This window comes from Myxococcus vastator, assembly GCF_010894475.1.
GTDB lineage: Bacteria > Myxococcota > Myxococcia > Myxococcales > Myxococcaceae > Myxococcus > Myxococcus vastator.
Window position 1 is genome coordinate 1 of the sequence record NZ_JAAIYB010000165.1, and the last position, 16,276, is coordinate 16,276.

General features: G+C 69.6%; 16 protein-coding genes. 3 read left to right on the plus strand and 13 right to left on the minus strand.

Annotated features, from left to right (window positions below):
* The 3 genes from G4D87_RS17815 to G4D87_RS17825 form a co-directional block, all read left to right on the plus strand.
* On the plus strand, positions 1 to 345 hold a 345-nt coding region (locus tag G4D87_RS17815), incomplete at its 5' end, for an efflux RND transporter periplasmic adaptor subunit (RefSeq protein WP_371928551.1).
* A gap of 21 nt (positions 346 to 366) precedes the next feature.
* A complete protein-coding gene (locus tag G4D87_RS17820) occupies positions 367 to 3,543 on the plus strand; it encodes an efflux RND transporter permease subunit (RefSeq protein ID WP_163783267.1) in 3,177 nt (1,058 codons plus the stop codon).
* The gene (locus G4D87_RS17825) at positions 3,540 to 4,829 is read left to right on the plus strand and encodes a TolC family protein (protein WP_163783268.1); all 1,290 of its coding nucleotides are present in this window, start codon (positions 3,540 to 3,542) and stop codon (positions 4,827 to 4,829) included. Before G4D87_RS17820 ends, G4D87_RS17825 begins: the two co-directional genes overlap by 4 nt.
* 59 nt (positions 4,830 to 4,888) lie before the next feature.
* On the opposite strand, the gene G4D87_RS17830 is transcribed toward G4D87_RS17825, so the two are convergent.
* The 13 genes from G4D87_RS17830 to epsY form a co-directional block, all read right to left on the minus strand.
* Complete coding sequence (locus G4D87_RS17830; RefSeq protein ID WP_163783269.1) at positions 4,889 to 7,015, minus strand: YfbK domain-containing protein; 2,127 nt, start codon at positions 7,013 to 7,015, stop codon at positions 4,889 to 4,891.
* Between the two features lie 121 nt (positions 7,016 to 7,136).
* Positions 7,137 to 8,078 carry an aminoglycoside phosphotransferase family protein gene (locus G4D87_RS17835; RefSeq protein ID WP_163783270.1) on the minus strand — a complete coding sequence of 314 codons (942 nt, stop codon included), beginning with the start codon at positions 8,076 to 8,078 and terminating at the stop codon, positions 7,137 to 7,139.
* Complete coding sequence (locus G4D87_RS17840) at positions 8,062 to 8,433, minus strand: hypothetical protein (RefSeq protein ID WP_163783271.1); 372 nt, start codon at positions 8,431 to 8,433, stop codon at positions 8,062 to 8,064. Before G4D87_RS17840 ends, G4D87_RS17835 begins: the two co-directional genes overlap by 17 nt.
* Before the next feature lie 162 nt (positions 8,434 to 8,595).
* Positions 8,596 to 9,216 (minus strand): carboxypeptidase-like regulatory domain-containing protein, encoded by a 621-nt coding sequence (locus G4D87_RS17845; protein WP_240358366.1) that lies wholly within the window; start codon positions 9,214 to 9,216, stop codon positions 8,596 to 8,598.
* 264 nt (positions 9,217 to 9,480) lie between these two features.
* Positions 9,481 to 9,855, minus strand: a complete 375-nt coding sequence (locus tag G4D87_RS17850) for a DUSAM domain-containing protein (protein WP_163783272.1) — start codon at positions 9,853 to 9,855, stop codon at positions 9,481 to 9,483.
* Positions 9,855 to 10,271 (minus strand): hypothetical protein, encoded by a 417-nt coding sequence (locus G4D87_RS17855; RefSeq protein WP_240358368.1) that lies wholly within the window; start codon positions 10,269 to 10,271, stop codon positions 9,855 to 9,857. The genes G4D87_RS17850 and G4D87_RS17855 overlap by 1 nt, the downstream gene beginning before the upstream one ends.
* A 68-nt stretch (positions 10,272 to 10,339) precedes the next feature.
* The gene (locus G4D87_RS17860; RefSeq protein WP_163783273.1) at positions 10,340 to 10,903 is read right to left on the minus strand and encodes a type IV toxin-antitoxin system AbiEi family antitoxin domain-containing protein; all 564 of its coding nucleotides are present in this window, start codon (positions 10,901 to 10,903) and stop codon (positions 10,340 to 10,342) included.
* 94 nt (positions 10,904 to 10,997) lie between these two features.
* Entirely contained in the window at positions 10,998 to 12,233 is a 1,236-nt protein-coding gene (gene epsU / locus G4D87_RS17865; RefSeq protein WP_163783274.1) for an exopolysaccharide biosynthesis GT2 family glycosyltransferase EpsU, read from the minus strand.
* Positions 12,234 to 12,248: 15 nt separating this feature from the next.
* Complete coding sequence (epsV, locus tag G4D87_RS17870) at positions 12,249 to 13,772, minus strand: PCP family exopolysaccharide biosynthesis protein EpsV (RefSeq protein WP_163783275.1); 1,524 nt, start codon at positions 13,770 to 13,772, stop codon at positions 12,249 to 12,251.
* Positions 13,769 to 14,173 (minus strand): exopolysaccharide biosynthesis response regulator EpsW, encoded by a 405-nt coding sequence (epsW, locus tag G4D87_RS17875; RefSeq protein ID WP_163783276.1) that lies wholly within the window; start codon positions 14,171 to 14,173, stop codon positions 13,769 to 13,771. The genes epsV and epsW overlap by 4 nt, the downstream gene beginning before the upstream one ends.
* A 26-nt stretch (positions 14,174 to 14,199) precedes the next feature.
* Complete coding sequence (locus G4D87_RS38915; protein ID WP_011557330.1) at positions 14,200 to 14,376, minus strand: hypothetical protein; 177 nt, start codon at positions 14,374 to 14,376, stop codon at positions 14,200 to 14,202.
* 11 nt (positions 14,377 to 14,387) lie between these two features.
* Positions 14,388 to 15,638 (minus strand): exopolysaccharide export protein EpsX, encoded by a 1,251-nt coding sequence (epsX, locus tag G4D87_RS17880; protein WP_163783277.1) that lies wholly within the window; start codon positions 15,636 to 15,638, stop codon positions 14,388 to 14,390.
* A gap of 3 nt (positions 15,639 to 15,641) precedes the next feature.
* Positions 15,642 to 16,276 (minus strand): exopolysaccharide export protein EpsY (epsY, locus tag G4D87_RS17885; protein ID WP_240358367.1); only part of this gene is annotated, 635 nt, incomplete at its 5' end.

Below are 16,276 nucleotides of genomic sequence, written 5' to 3' on the forward strand. Positions count from 1 at the left end.
GCTGTGTATAAGAGACAGGTGGTGGCGGGGGGCTCGCGGACGGCGCCGGTGCGCATCACCCTGGACACGCAGGCGCGGGGGCTGCGGCCCGGCATGTTCGGGCGCGTGCGCATCGACGCGCCGGACGCCAGCCTGACGCTGCCGGTGGAGGCGGTGCTGCTGCGCAACGGCAAGGAGTCGGTGGTGTACGTGCAGCAGGACGCGGGCACCTATGTGCGGCGGCCCGTCGTCGTGGCGCAGCCGGTGGAGGGGCGGGTGCAAATCATCGCGGGCCTGTCACCCGGAGAGCAGGTCGTCACCCGGGGCGCGCTGCTGCTGGATGGCGCGGCGGACCAGCTTCTCTAGGCGCGGCGAGGACCCCTCCCCATGTTGCGAGCACTCATCGCGTTCTGTGTCCGGAGCCGCCTGCCCGTCCTGCTGCTGACGCTGGGCATTGGCCTCTTCGGTGTGAAGGCCTATCTCGAAACGCCGGTGGAGGCGTTTCCGGATGTCACCAACCTCCAAGTCAATGTCATCGCGCAGATGCCCGGGCTGGCGCCCGAGGAAATCGAGCGGCAGGTGACAGTGCCCCTGGAGCGCGTGCTCAACGGCACGCCGGGCATGGTGCAGATGCGCAGCGAGAGCCTGTTCGGGCTGTCGCTCATCTTCCTGACTTTTGATGACGGCGTGGACCCGTTCAAGGCGCGCACCGTCGTCGGGGAGCGCATGTCCAACGCGGACCTGCCGGACGGCGCGGACGTGCGGCTGGCGCCCGAGGCGACGCCGCTGGGGAAAATCTACCAGTTCCGCGTGCTGAGCGACCGGCACACGCTCACCGAGACGCGCTCGGAGCTGGAGTGGAACATCGCGCGGCACCTGCGCCAGGTGCCCGGCGTGGCGGACGTGCTCAGCCTGGGCGGCTTCCTCAAGGAGTTCCACGTCCAGGTGGACCCGTCGCGGCTGCTCGCGCACGAGCTGACGCTGGCGGACGTCACCGAGGCGCTGGAGCGCTCCAACCGCAACGTGGGCGGCGGCTTCCTGCGCCAGGGCGACCAGGAGCTGCTCATCCGCGGCGTGGGCTACCTGCGCGGCGCGCGGGACGTGCAGGGCATCGTCCTCAAGAGCGAGGACGGCACGCCGGTGACGGTGGGCGACGTGGCGCGGGTGGTGGCGTCGCACACGCCGCGCCGCGGGTCGGTGAGCCACAACCTGGACATGGACGTCACCGAGGGCGTCGTCCTGCTGCGCCGGGGGGAGAACCCCAGCACGGTGCTGGAGGGCGTGCACGCCAAGGTGGAGGAACTGAACGCGCGGGTGCTGCCCAAGGGCATGCGCATCGAGCCCTTCTATGACCGGAACGTGCTGGTGGGGCACACGCTGTCCACGGTGCACCACAACCTGCTGCACGGCGCGCTGCTGGTGGTGGCGGTGGCGTGGCTGTTCCTGCGCAGCCTGCGCTGCTCGCTCATCGTCGCGTCCGTCATTCCCCTGGCGCTGCTGACGGCCTTCATCGGCCTGAAGCTGGTGGGCCTGCCCGCCAACCTCATCTCCATGGGCGCCATCGACTTCGGCATCCTGGTGGATGGCGCGGTGGTGCTGGTGGAGAACGTGCTGCACGAGGCAGGGGTGCAGCGGCCCCGGCGGCGCAAGGAGATGTTGGGGCTCATCCTGCGCTCGGCGCTGGACGTGGCGCGGCCGACGTTCTTCGCGATGGCCATCATCATCGCCGCGCTCATCCCCGTCTTCACGCTGGAGCGCGTGGAGGGCCGCATCTTCCGGCCGCTGTCGCTGACGTACAGCTTCGCGCTGGTGGGGGCGCTCGTCTTCGCGCTGACGGTGGTGCCGGCGCTATGCGCGTTGCTGCTGCTGCCTCAGGACGCGGAGGTGAAGGAGCCGAAGCTGCTGAGCACGCTGCGGGACGGCTACGCCCGCGCGGTGACGTGGCTGATGCCGCGCAAGGCGCGGGTGTTCGCGAGCATGGCGGCGCTGGTGCTCGTCACCGGGGTGGTGGGCTCGCGGGTGGGCAGTGAGTTCCTCCCGGAGCTGGACGAGGGCGACATCAACATCTTCGTGGAGATGCCGGCGAGCATCTCCCTGGGCAAGGGCGCGGACCTCCTCCTGGAGGTGCGGCGCAGGCTGCTGGACTTCCCGGAGGTGAAGGAGGTGCTCGTCGAGCAGGGGCGCCCGGAGGACGGCACGGACAACGAGTCCGTCAACATGGGCAAGACGTTCGTCCGCTTCGCGCCCGAGGAGACGTGGCGCGAGGGCTGGGACAAGGAGCGGCTGGTGCGGGAGCTGCGCGCCTCGCTGCTGGAGATTCCGGGCGTCAGCTTCAACTTCTCGCAGCCCATCAAGGACAGCGTGGAGGAGGCCATCAGCGGCGTGCGCGGCAAGGTGGTGCTGAAGATTTTCGGCACGGACCTGGCGGCCATGCGCGGCACGTTGGAGCAGGCCGTCACGTCGCTCCAGAAAGTGGAGGGCGTGGTGGACCTGGGGCTCTACCGCGACTCCAGCGTGCCGCAGCTCCAGGTGGTGCTGGACCGCCCCGCGCTGGCGCGTGCTGGCATCGACGTGTCCACCGCGCAGGACCTGGTGGAGACGGCCCTGGGGGGCCGGGTGGTGACGGAGCTGTGGGAGCAGGAGCGGCCCGTCCCGGTGCGCGTCATCCTGCCGGGCACGGAGCGTGATGACGAGGCGCGCATCGGCGGCATCCTGGTGCCCACGGCCAGCGGCGGCCACGTCCCGCTGCGCGAGGTGGCGCGGCTGGAGAAGGCGCTGGGGCGCGCGAGCATCAACCGCGAGGCGAACAGCCGCACCCTGGCGCTGAAGTTCAACGTGGAGGGGCGCGACATGGGCTCCACCATCCAGGAGGCCATGGCCACCGTGGAGCGCGAGGTGACGGTGCCGGAGGGCGCGTTCCTCAAGTGGGGCGGCGAGTTCGAGAACCAGGAGCGCGCGCTGGGCCGGCTGGCGGTCATCGTGCCCGTCTCCTTCCTGGTGGTGTTCGCGCTGCTCTACGCGGCGCTGGGCTCCATGCGGAGCGCGAGCGCGGTGCTGGCGGGGGCGCCCTTCGCGATGTGCGGCGGCGTGCTGGCGTTGGCCGTCACGGGCATCCCGTTGTCGGTGAGCGCGGCGGTGGGCTTCATCACGCTGCTGGGGCAGGTATGCCTGGCGTCGCTGCTGGTGGTGAGCGCGGTGGATGACCGGCGCAAGGCAGGCGAGGCGCTGGAGGTGGCGCTCCCGGCGGGCGCGGCCAGCCGCTTCCGCGCGGTACTGATGACGGCGCTGCTGGCGATGCTGGGGCTGATGCCGGCGGCGCTCTCCAGCGGGGCGGGCAGCGAGACGCAGCGGCCCTTCGCGGTGGTCATCATCGGCGGGCTGGTGACGGCGGTGCTGGTGTCGCTGTTCGCACTGCCGGCCTTCTACGCCGTCATCGTGGGGAAGCACGCCGCGTCCACGGGGTCGCGGGATGACGAGGACGATGAGGACCTGGGCGCCGGTGTGGAGCACATGGGTCCGAAGGGGCACGGCCCGGAGCAGGGCACGGCGGGGGTGGCGGCGTGAGGCGGCTCATCGTATGGGGCGTCCTGGGCGCGTTGGCGGCTGGGAGCGCCGGGGCTCAGCAGGCCGCGGCGCCTGCTCTGGATTTGGAGGAGCGGAAGCGGTCCGAGGCGGCGCCGCCGGAGCGCATCACCCTGGAGCAGGCGCTGTCGCTGCTGGACGAGCGCAGCCCGTGGGCCGCGGCAGAGCGCTCGCGCATCGACGTGGCGGCGGCGGACCGCGTCGAGGCGAGCATCCTGCCCAACCCGTCGTTCAGCTACGGCACGCAGCTCCTGGCCGCGGGGGTGAACACCGGCTCATCGGTGGTGCACGAGCTGTCGCTGGAGCAACCCCTGCTCCTCTTCGGGCAGCGTGGGATGCGCCGTGAGCTGGCGGAGCGCAACGTGTCCGCCGAGCAGGCGCGGGTGAAGGCGTCGCTGGCGGAGCGCGCGCTGGCCGTGCGCGAGGCCTTCGCGGCGTTGCTGACGAACCAGGAGGAGCTGCGCGTGCTGGAGGAGACAGCGGTGGACCTGGGGCGCGTGGAGAAGGTGGTGAAGGGGCGCGCCGCGGCGGGTGACTCCAGCCGGTACGACGTGGAGCGCATCGAGGTGGAGAGCCGCGCGCTGGAGGTGGAGGTGCTGAACGCGCGCGCCAGCGTGGACGACGCCTCCGGACGGCTGGCCGCGCTGCTCGGCATCGAAGGGTGGCACCCGAGGGCGCAGGGCTCGCTGCGCGTCACCGGGTCCCTGCCCGACCTGCCGCTCCTGTGGGAGTCCGCTCAGCAGCGCCGGCCGTCGCTGGTGGCGGCGCGCGCGCGGCAGGCCGTGGCACGAGGCGGCCTGGACGTGGCGCGCAGGGAGCGGCTGCCGGTGCCGTCGGTGGCGGCGGGCGTCATGCTCACGCGGAACGAGCAGAGCACCATCGCTTTGGTGGGCGTGGGACTGCCGCTGCCGCTCTTCGACCGGAACCAGGGTTCCATCGCCCGGGCGTCCGCGGAGCTGCAGGCGGAGGCCCGCGCGCTGGAGGCGGCGCAGGCCGAGGCCCGCGCGGAGCTGACCCGGGCGCACTCCGTCCTGGAGGGCCGCAAGGGCGCGTTGGCGCGGTTGGAGCACGACGTGGTGGAGCGGCTGCCCACGGTGCGGCGGATGGCCGAGGACGCCTATCGCGAGGGACGCGGCGGCATCCTGGAGCTGTTGGACGCGTTCCGCTCGCTCAAGGACATGCGGGTGCTTCACCTGAAGCAGCAGGAGACGGTGAAGCTCGCGGAGGCGTCGGTGCTCTTCGCGGCGGGGTTGGACACGGCGCCCTGATGGGACGCACGGGAGGCTCGCGCCTGGCGGAAGGGCCACGCCAGGCGCGAGCGCGGGACTCAGGGCAGGGTGGGGACGCGGTCGAAGTCCATGGTGCTCACGGGCGCGAAGGCCTCGAAGCGGTCCGCGCGGTGGTCCAGGGTTCGGGCCTTGTGGATGAGGGCGCCCAGCTCCGCCACGTCCTCGCGCGCCTTCAGCGGCTGGCCGACCTCCTCCCAGAAGGAGAACAGGGCGTCGTAGGTGAGCGTGCGCACCCAGTAGGAGCCGCGCAGCTTCTCGGCGAAGGCGGCGGCCACATAGGACAGCCGCGTGGGCGGCGTGGCGCGGCCGTAGGCGGGGCGGAGGACGCTCGACGGCAGCGGCTTCTCGATGAGCTTCGAGTCCCCACCCTCCGGCGCCTTGTAGCGGATGCGCAGCGTGCCGAAGGACGCGGAGGGCTCGGTCAGCTTCACCTCGTAGAGCGCGGTGACGGCGTGACCCGCGCCGATTTCGCCCGCGTCCACGCGGTCATCGGCGAACTGCTCCTGGGTGAGCATGCGGTTCTCGTAGCCGAGCAGCCGGTAGTGGGACACGGCCTCCGGGTTGAACTCCATCTGGAGCTTCACGTCCTTGGCCACGACCTGGAGCGTGCCGGTGAGATCGCGCACGAAGAGGCGGTGCGCCTCTTCAATCCGGTCCACGTAGGCGTAGTGGCCCTCGCCCACCTGGGACAGGCGCTCCATCAACACGTCGTTGTAGTTGCCCATGCCGAAGCCGAAGGTGGACAGGGTGATGCCCTTCGCCGCGCGCGAACGGATGCGCTCCCAGATGCTGTTGGCGTCGGTGAGCCCGGTGTTGGCCACGCCGTCCGAGCAGAGGATGACGCGGTTGATGCCGCCCTCCACGAGGTGAGAGGCCGCGAGCGAATAGCCCATCTCCAAACCCGCCTGAGCGTTGGTGGAGCCCTCGGTGTGCAGGCTGTCGATGGCGGCGCGGATGATGTGCGCGTGCACGGCATGGGTGGGCTCCAGCACCAGGCGCGCGGTGGAGCCGTAGACGACGATGGAGACCTGGTCGCGCTCATCCAGCCCGTTCACGAGCAGGTGCAGTGAGCGCTTCACCAGGCCCAGCCGGCTCTCCAGGTTCATGGAGCCGGACACGTCGATGACGAAGACGAGGTGGCTCGGCTTGCGCTCCACGCGGGGGACCTCCCGGGCTTTCACGCCGACGTGGATGACGTGGTAGCCCTTGCGCACGGGGGAGGGGAAGCCTTCCACTTGGACGCTGAAGGGGGCGTTGCCCTGGTGCGTGTAGCCGTAGTCGAAGGTGTTGACGAACTCCTCCACGCGGACGGCCTGTTCGTTGGGCAGGCTGCCGCGCTCCAGGTAGGCCCGCGTCAGCGTGTACGATGCGGAGTCCGTGTCGACGGAGAAGGTGGAGAAGCGCTCCTCCTCCGTGTTGACGGTGGGATTGACGCCGTACCCCTGGAAATACATGTGGAAGGGGGAGACCGGCGCGGGCGTCACGGCGGGCGCGGGAGGCTCGGAGGGCTCGACATGCTGGAGGACGAGCCGAGGCGTGCTCGGAGGCTTCGGGAGCCCAGGACGGCCCAGGGGCTGTGAGGGCAGGATGGAGGACGGTGAGCCGTTGAGGGACACACCGTAAGCATCGTGCAGGGGGCCGGGGGGCAACTCGGCCAGACTTTCGTAGGAGCGGGACGCGCCACCCTTGCCACCCGGACGGGCGACAGCGATGCGTTTGATGAACTCCTGGTCGACGTTCACGCCCATGGTCGTGGAACCCACGTCGAGGGTCGGTGGGGCGCGGATGACGTTGACCGGTTCCTCTGGCGCAGCGGCGAGGAGTTCCACGTCGACCCGGATGGTCCGGTTGCGGCGGAGTTGAATGGCCGAGCGTGTGTAGGGCTTGAACCCTTCCTTCTCGAACGTCAGCGTGTACTCACCCGGTGGAAGCTGCGGGATGCGGTAGCTCCCCTGGGCATCGGTCGAGGCCCTCAACTCCCCCTGGAGGCTGGGAGAGCTCGCGGTCACGAAGACATCGGCAATGGGACGTCGCTGATGCGCGTTGCGCACCGTGCCGATGAGGGTGCTGATGTTCGGATTCGTGCCGGCATCGGCCTGCGCCAGCGCGGGAAGGGCGAACAGCAGCAGGAAGACGCACAGCACACTGCGAGCGACGGAATGCATCGTGGGCCACCTCGGATGAGCAGGAGGTGGCCATCTTCCAGAGAGCGCTCGTGCCGAGCTTCACGAGCGCCTCGCCGCTTCATCACGGTTTCGGCATCGGCCGCGCGGCAGGATGACGGCGTTAGAACGGGTCTGGGTGGGCCGCCCAGGCAGCCGCCACGTCGAGAACCTCCGTGGCCTCCGTGTTGAGCCCAAGCCGCTGGAGGTACAGCCCGGTCGACACCCGTTCGATGAACCCCCATTGCCAGATGGCGGTGGGCGCGACACCGGTCAGCATCGAGAGTTGCTGGCAACGCTTGATGCCTCGTGTGAAGGCGTCACCCTCGAGCAGGTCCTCGCTCCATTCGCGCATCAAGATGCCAAGGTCATACCCGCGCTCGATGAAGATGCCGTCCGGGTCGATGAACTTGAAGGCCTGTGCGTCATCACCCCGCACGCGCAACGCATTGTCGGCGTGGCAGTCGCCGTGGGCGAGGATCGAGGTGTCCGGGGTGAACGCTGCTTCCCGGGCGGCGGTGTACCGAAGCGCTGTCTCCACGACATGACGAGGGCAGGACGTCATGTGCTCGCTCCACAGTTCCTCGATGAGGCGGGCGAGGCTGAGGGCCTTCTCCTTCCCGGACAGGACGGCCTCGGTGGGCGGGACCTGCCATGCGTCCACCAGCGTCCGGCAGAGCACCTCCATCTGTCTCGCGGGTGTGAGCCCCACCTCGCTCAATCGTGGCCCCAGCCGCTCCAACAGCGTGGCGCCGCGCGGTTCATCATGCTGGAGGACTCGGACGTAGCCGCGTCCCTGGGCGGTGAGCAGCACCCGGAGTTGGCTGGAGGCGGAGGACAGGCCTGGGATGACGAGCTTCAGGACGGCGTCTTCACCGGCTCGCGTCGTCGCTGCCACAACGAGCGCCTCGGTTCCTCCCGAAAGTTGGCTCGATAGCGTCAGACCCCAGTCCTGCTTCAGCGCGTCCACGATGGCAGGCAGTCGTTGAAGCCACGCCCGGCCTTCGCTCCCGGCCTCGAGTGCCTTGCGTTGGAGGACCTCGGGGAGGTCAATGCGAAGTGGCATCGCTGCGCTCCTCGGGCTCGCCGCGCCAATTCACCCGAAGCAGCGGCTTGTCAGGCGTCAACGCCCAATCGACGAGGCGGCGGACGAAGCCGGGCCCCACCGCGGTGGAATCCCAGTCGGGTGTCCTCACTCGAATCCAGCGACCGCCTGCGTCCGGGAGCCCAGGAAATTCCCTCCCGAGAACGACCAGACAGCCCTCCTCGGAGGGCTGCCCCAGTTCATACGTGACGTGGAATCGCTTGTCGTCGGAGATGACGTGCAGGAGGTCTTCCGGGCCATCCGCTGAGTCCACCCACCAGACGAAGAGGCGGTCTTCCCGGTGGAGCTTGCGTCGTCCCTTGGTGAGCACGGCCATCCGCGTTGCCTCTTCCGCCCAAGCCGCAGCTGCTGCCTGCGCCGCGCCGTTCCCACGCCCGAAACTAAAGTCCAATGCGAGTCTCATGCAAGACAGCCTGCGTGACCGCGTCCGCCCTCTCGGCGCTGCCATCATGGCGCGCCTGGGCGGGTGGACAACGCTTCAACGCGCGGGCGGAGGCACTGGGAAGAGCCTCGAATGGCCCAAGGGGAGCGAGGGTAGGATGGAGAACGGTGGGCCGTTGAGGGACATACGGGGCTCGGGACATTTGGGACCGGAATGCTCGAAGGAGCGGGTCTCGCAGGCCCAGTCACGTGGACGGGTGATGCGCTTGATGAACTCAAGGTCGAGTTCCACTGTCCGGGACTGTGTGCAGCCCTGGTCGATGGTCGGTGCGACGCCGAAGACACGTATCGGCTCCTCGGGTGGCGCGGTGAGGAGTTCCACGTCGACCTGGAGGGTCTTGTCGAGGCGCAGTTGAAGGTCCGAGCGTGTGTGGACCTTGAACCCTTCCTTATCGAACGTCAGGGTGTAATCGCCCGGTGGAAGCTGCGGGATGCGGTAGCTCCCCTGTGCATCGGTCACGGCCATCAACGCCCCCTGGAGGCTGAGTGAACACGCGGTCACGATGACATCGGCGAGGGGGAGGCTCCGGTGCGTGTGACGCACCATCCCGAGGAGCGTGCTGGTGTTGGGGCGCTCATCCGCATCGGCCTGAGCCAGCGCGGGGAGCGCAAACATCAGCAGGAAGACGCACAGCACACGGCGAGCGACGGAATGCATCGTGGGCCACCTCGGATGAACAGGGGGTGGCCATCTTCCAGAGAGCGCACGTGCCGAACTTCACGAGCGCCTCGCCGCTTCATCACGGTTTCAGCATCGCGTATCCGCGACGAACAGACGTGTCCCGGTGTGTCCGGGTCGAAGAACTTGAACGATGGCGCACCCGCGGCCTTCTCGATGCCGGATGGAAACCGCGCCTCACCTGGCGATACCCGCCACGCGCTCACCAGCGTCTTGCAGATGTGCTCCATCTGCACGTCGGGGTTACGGCTCGTCGTCGAGGTCTTCGAGCTGGCCTTCCGCTATCTCGCGGTAGTGCGGCACCACTTCGACGGCGAGCACCTCCCGCATTTCCTGGCGGGCGCTGTCGAAGTCACCCGCTCGCTTGTGCTGGTACATACGGTGAAGCGCACGCATCAGGCGCCAAGAGCCATCCTTGATACGGCGCATGGCTTCTCGCAAAAGTTCCGTTGCGCCCGCTTCGGTCTGGAGCGCGGCGTCTCCGTCGCTCATGGCAACCTCTCGCGCGGTGCGCCTGAGCAAGCTCCGCACGTCATCCGTCAGCTCCAGCGGGATGCCTTGATTCAAAACGCGATGTGCGAGGGCGCGTACCGGGTCCCAATCGGGGCTGTCGTCCATTACTTCCTCCGCGTCTTTCTTCCGGGCTTGCACATCGACACGGGCCATTCTTCTTGAGCCTCGCAGCGGCGAAGGCACTCGTAGCAAGATCCCGTCCACCCAGGCTCCGTCTTGCAGTCGCCGTAGAACCGGATGCACTCGCGCCGCCATTCGGGAAGGTCCGCATTGTGAGCATCGTCCCAGATGACGGATGTCTCTTCTTCCTTGGCGGCCTCATCCATGGCTGTCTTGACTCCTGCCATGTACATGGCGGCCTCGCCCGCTGTGAGGCCGCACGCTTCGGGGACGCCAGCGTTGCGCTGGATGCAGCACGACACGGTGTCAGAGCAGGTCGCCAGCGCGTACGCGTCGCGGCGGCTGGCGGTGCCAGTGGCGCCGCTGGAGCAACCCAGCGCGAGGGCGGCGAAGATGCACATCAAGGAATGTGAGATGCTCTGCATTCGCATCGTGGGCTGTCAAAACACGGCCCCGCTTCATGCGTCCATCACCTTGAATGGGGAGTCGGTAGGGGCAGGTCTGACGTGAGAATGAGCCCGCGTGACAGCGCCTGCGCGATGGCCTGATTCAGCAGGTCGGGTGACACATGCGCCGTCGCGCAATCCAGCAGCGTTCTGCGCGGTGATGTCCCGGGGATGGGACCGAACCAGACGCGCTCCTCTTTGCCAACATCGGCATGGTGGAGCACCGCGCCGGGAGGGACACGGAACCGGCGTTGTTTCCAGGCCGCCGGCAGCGTCAGGTGTACGCGCGAGGGCAGGACGTCCGACAGGCCGTGAAGCGCCAGCGCGGTCTCATGGGAGAAGACGCCTTGCCGCTCCGACCAGAGCCAGACGGCGACCAGGTCCTCGTGCTCGCTGGCCGGGAAGTGCACCCACCGGTAGATGCCGCGCAGCACGCGCAGGAACCTGCCAGCCCGGACATGGTGGGCGAGCACCTGCGCCGAATACCCCGCCTCCAGCGCCTGCTGCGCGGTGAAGAGCCCTGCCTGCCCCGCGACGATGTCGAAGAGCCGGTCCGAATCTGGCTGACCACGGCGCGCCGTTCCCACGCACGAAACTAAAGTCCAATTTGAGTTTCGTGCAAGCAGCCACGCCAACCTGCACGAAACTCAAGTTCAACTTGAGTTCCGTGCACGCCACCCGCTACCGGTGCTCCCCCTCACGCGAGGTCCGCACCCACTCGCCGCGCTTCTCCGCGCCGGGGCCGCGCAGCATGAGCCACACCTTCCACACCACGTAGACAGGCGCCCAGGCCAGGTCCAGCAGGCCCCGAGCCCCCACGCCGGACACCCACCAGCCGCGCAGGACATACGCGCCCAGGCTGGCCACGCTGAAGCCCGCCACGCCCAGCGCCCACGGCATCGGGTTGTGGGTCCACCAGGCGAACGCCCCGGCCAGCACCGCGCAGCCCACCGCGGCCAGCACCAGCTGGCTCAGCGGCGGCACCAGCACGTCCATGGCGATGTCCAGCAGCGTGCCGTCCCGCTTCCGCAGGCCGTCCTTCAGCAGCGGCCACCCGTGCAGCTTGCGCATCTGCGCGCGGCCGCCCTCCCAGCGCTGACGCTGCGAGCGGCTCTGCTTCTCCGCGGACACCATCTCCCCCAGCACGTCCGCCTCCCAGACGTAGTGCACGCGGAAGCCGTGGCGAGCCAGCCGGATGCCGTACTCCAGGTCCTCCACCACGCTGAAGGCGTCATGCGGCACCTGGGCCAGCGCGTGGTGCGTGAAGCACATGCCGTTGCCGCGCAGGCCGCACGACACGCCCATCGCCTCGCGGCCCTGCGAGCGCACCTTGTGGAACATGCCCAGGGCGATGGTCATCAGCCGCGTGCGCCAGGAGGCCGTGGGGTTCATCACCCCGTAGTGCGCCTGCATGGCGTGCGCCCCTTCAAGCCCGCCCTCCTTGCCCTCGATGCGCATGGCGAACGCCGTCAGCAGGTTGGGCGTCACCACCGTGTCCGCGTCCACCACCACCACCGCCTCGGCGAAGCCGTCCCGCTGGCTGAATTCAAAGGCGTGGGCCAGCGCGTAGCCCTTGCCCCGCTTCTCCGGGTCCTGCCGCTCCAGGACGAAGGCGCCCGCCTCGCGCGCCTTCTGCGCCGTCGCGTCGGAGCAGTTGTCCGCCACGACGATGATGCGCCGCAGGTGCGCGGGGTAGTCCACCGCGGACAGGTTCGTCACCGTCCGGGCGATGCCCAGCTCCTCGTTGTGCGCGGGGATGACGACGTCGAACTTCCGCGGCCCGATGCGCGTCGCCGGCGGCCGGGGCCGATAGGAGCGCAGCGTCAGGGTCAGCAGATAGCCACACGCCACCGCCACGGGAAGCTGCGCCACGCACAGCGCCACGTCCAGCCACGTCCACGATGTCACGACATGCACCCCCGAGCGCGCTGTTCAGCGCCGCTCCAGCTCCGCCAGCACGGGGAGCTTCAGAATCCGCTCGACCTGCCACTTCTCCAGGATGCGCCGGCGGATGATGTCCAGCGCCAGCGCCGCGAAGATGCCCATGCCGATGCCGCCCACCACGCCCGCGGCGACGATGAGCTGCACCTTCGGCTTGGACGGCCGCTCCGGGAAGGTGGGCGGCGACAGCACGCTGAAGCGGTGCTTCATGGACGCGCGGGAAATCTCCAGCTCCGTGCGCGCCTGGTCCAGCCGCCGCATCTTCTCCTGGTGCCGCATCACCAGCATGCGCACCCGGTCCGCCGCCACCGACACCTCCGGGTCATCCGACGTGGCCGGCCCGCCGAACGTCGCGCCGCCCAGGGCCGCCGTCGCCAGCCCGGACTCCAGCTCGCCCGGGTCGCCGCCGTTGCGCACGTACTCGTTGATGAGCTCCGTCATCTCCGAGCGCAGCGCAATCAGCTGCGGCGAGTCCTCCTGGAGCGCGGAGATGCGCTGCTCCAGGTCGGTGATGATGGGGTGCTGCGGCGAATAGATGACGCGCTGCTCGGAGAGCTGGTTGCGCAGCTCCGTCAGCCGCCGCGAGCGGAAGTCCTCCACGTCGCCAATGGCCCGGCGCTTCGTCTGAATCATGAAGCGCATCTGCGCCAGCAGGTGGTCGGTGTTGATGCCCAGCGCGGCGTTGGCGGCGACCGCGGGGCCGCCCCGGCGTCCCTGCTTCGCCTCTTCCTTCTTCCGCCGCGCCTCCACGCGCTTCACCGCCGCGTTGAGCTGGGCGATGGCCTGCTGGATGCCCTCGGCCTCGTCCACCACCTGCTTCTCCAGGATGGTGATGGCCTCCTGCACCGCGCCCATCTCCGCCGCCTGGCGCATGTCGAGGAAGTTCTGCTGCGCCTCCTGCACGATGTTGAGCGCCAGCTGCGGGTCGGTCCACTCCACGCCGATGGAGACGGTGCCCGTGCCGCCCTCCACGCCGACAATCATCGCCTGCTCCAGCATGGCGGTGAGCGCGTCGCGCTTGTCGTCGTCCGACATGGGCACGGGCGGCTTGCGCAGCACCGTCTCCTTCAGCCGGCTCAGCGGCGAGCGCTGCAGCTCCCAGTACTCCACCAGCTTCGCCTTCGCGACGATGGAGCGCAGGTTGTCGTGCTTCATCACCATCTCCCACGCGGCGCGCGTGGGCTGGTCCGCGTCCACGGGGATGGAGCGCCCGGGGTTGGCCAGCGAGGAGATGATGAAGTTGCGCTGCGTCAGCATCCGCGTCTCCACGCGGTACTTGCGCGGCATGATTTTGCTGACGCCCACCGCCATGGCGGACACCGCGCCCATCACCACCAGGGCGAGGAACCAGTGCCGCAGCACCGCGTTCTTCAAATAGAAGACCGCGTCGATGGCGAAGCCCCAGTCGATGAGGTCCGCGGGCGCGTTCGTCTCCGGGCGCTCCGGAGTGAACGCGGCCTGCGGCGGCACCAGCTGGGGGCGCGGCCCGGGAGCCCCGGGCGCGGGGTGCGTCACGGCTTCCTCCTGGCCTCAGTGCGCTTGAGGAGCGACTGCACCCGGCGGGTGAACTCCTCCTGGGTGAAGGGCTTGCCCAGGTAGCCGTCGGCGCCGGCCTCCTCGGCGTGGGCCTTGTCCTCCGGCAAGTCCCGGGCGCTCACCACCAGCACCGGCACGTCCGCCATCGTCGCCGAGCGGCGGATGTGCTCGCAGAGGTCATAGCCGGAGATGTCCGGCAGCGTCAGGTCCAGACAGACGAGGTCGGGACGCGCGGCCGTCTCCAGGTGCTTGAGCGCGGCGCGGCCACTGGGCAGCTCCACCACTTCCTTGAACCCCATGTCCCGCAGGTAGTCGCCCAGCATCTTCCGGAAGAAGGGGGCGTCCTCCACCAGGAGGACCGTGTGCAGGTCGGACTCCATCCGTCGTCAACCTTTCTGAAACTCGCTCAGCCGAACCCGAGCCGTGGCACCCAGACGAGGACGCCATACGTGTATGCCGCGTTGAAGAGGACGAACCAGAGGATGGCCTTCTTCAGCCCCCGCATCGGATGCGGATCCCTCGCCGCCTTGGCGGGCAGCGCGATGGTGAGGATGAGGACGGACATCAAGATGAGCTTCGCCATGGCGCCAGCCCTCAGAGACTACCAGTTTGTCGCACGGACAGGCCCAGCGTTGCGGCCCAGGTCAGCCGGGCCGCCGGGAGCTCGGGCGAGCGGCTCCACGTCCCTCGGAGGTCGGTATCCACGGACACCCACCGTGTGAGAATCCAGGAACCGGTGAAGCCGCCGGAGAGGATGCTGTCCCCGCTGCTTCCGCCCACGGCCGCGGCGCCGCCGCCCACGGCGGACACCCGCACGCGGGGCCCCAGCGCCCACGTCCCCGTCAGCGTCAGGTCCGCCCGGGGGTAGACGCGCGCCGTCAGCCGGTCCGTGAAGGGGACGATTCGCAGGTCCGCCCGGCCGTTGAAGTCCGCGGCGCGCGAGGGAATCCGGTGGCTCACCCCGACATTCAGGTTGGGGAGCAGCTCCGTCCGGGGCGCGTCCAGCGGGCCGGGCTCGGGCTCGCCTTCGCCGGGGGGCACGGGGATGGAGTGCACCACGCTCACGCCCGCGCCGGCTTCCAGGGAGGTGCGTCTGTCCACCCGCTGACCCCAGGCCTCGCGCAGCGTGACGATGGTGTTGTTCGCCCCGGTGGAGAAGCGCGCGGCGTTGAACGCCACGGAGGTGGTGATGGCGCTCAGCGGGGACAGCGCGTGGCTGAGGGACACGTCCGCGCGCGGGCCATACTGCAGGGGCACCGCTTCGCGGGCGGGCCCGTCCAGGCCGCCGCTGATGGAGAAGCCGCCAGAGCCGGTGAGGTTCCACCGCCGCCCCAGCCAGCCGGTGTCCGCCGTCAGCGTGGTGGCCGAGGACAGGAAGTAGACGGTGTCCGCCTGGGGCAGGGGCTGGAGGGGACCGCCACCTCCGGGAGGCCGCAGCGGCCCGTCCGGGTCCACGCCCGGCGTCCCGCCCGGCAGGGCGCCCAGGTCCGTGGTGAGGAGGTTGACGCTGCCCAGCACCAGCTCCTCCGACAGGCGCAGGGACAGGCCGCGCTCGGGGCGCCACAGGCCGGCCAGGCGGCCCATGTGCTGGACCTCGGTGCGCGCCCGGGCGGTGACTTCGCGCAGGCTGATGCGCGGGGCGTACTCCACCTGGAGCGCGGTGTTGCCGTCGCGGAGCTCCAGGCCCAGCAGCGGGGTGATGTCGGTGTCCCCCGCGACGCTGGGGGCCTCGGGGGCGGGGTCCTCGTTGGAGCGCAGGCGCGAGTCGACGCGCGCGGCCGTGGCGTAGCTGACGGAGGCGGAGGACACCTCCAGCATCGCGACGGTGAGGACCGTCCCCAGCACGGGTTACTCCACCACCACCACGTCACCGGGGCGCAGACGGAAGGTGGGCGCGCGTCCCTCGGCGTGGATGAGGTCGTCGTAGCGGAAGCGGATGCGCTCGGGCGCGGCGCCGTCTTCCTGGCGCATGACGAAGATGCGGTCCTTGTGGGCGTACTCGGTGAAGCCGCCCGCGCCGGCCAGGGCCTCCAGCACGCTGGCGCCCGGGTCGATTTCCAGCGGACCGATGCGGTTGACCTCGCCCACCATGGTCACCTTGATGGGGCGCGCCATCTCCAGCGCCACGGTGACGACGGGGTGGTTGATGTAGTCCTTCAGCCGCGTCTGGATTTGCTGCGACAGCATGGCCGGCGTGTGGCCGGCGGCCTCCACGTCGTCCAGGAAGAGCAGGCTGATGCGGCCGTCCTCGCGCACGCGGGCCTGCGTGGTGAGCGACTCCTGGTTCCACACGCGGATGTTGAGCAAATCTCCCGCGGCGATGCGGTACGCCGAGTCCACCGGGGGCGGCTTCTCCTGGTAGTCATCCACCCAGGTGTACGTGCCCAGGCCTCGGCAGGCGGGCGCCAGCAGCAGCAGCGCGGCGCAGGCGGCGAACGAGCGCCAGGGGCGGCGCGGGGCGGAAGGCGGCTGGCGGTACGGGG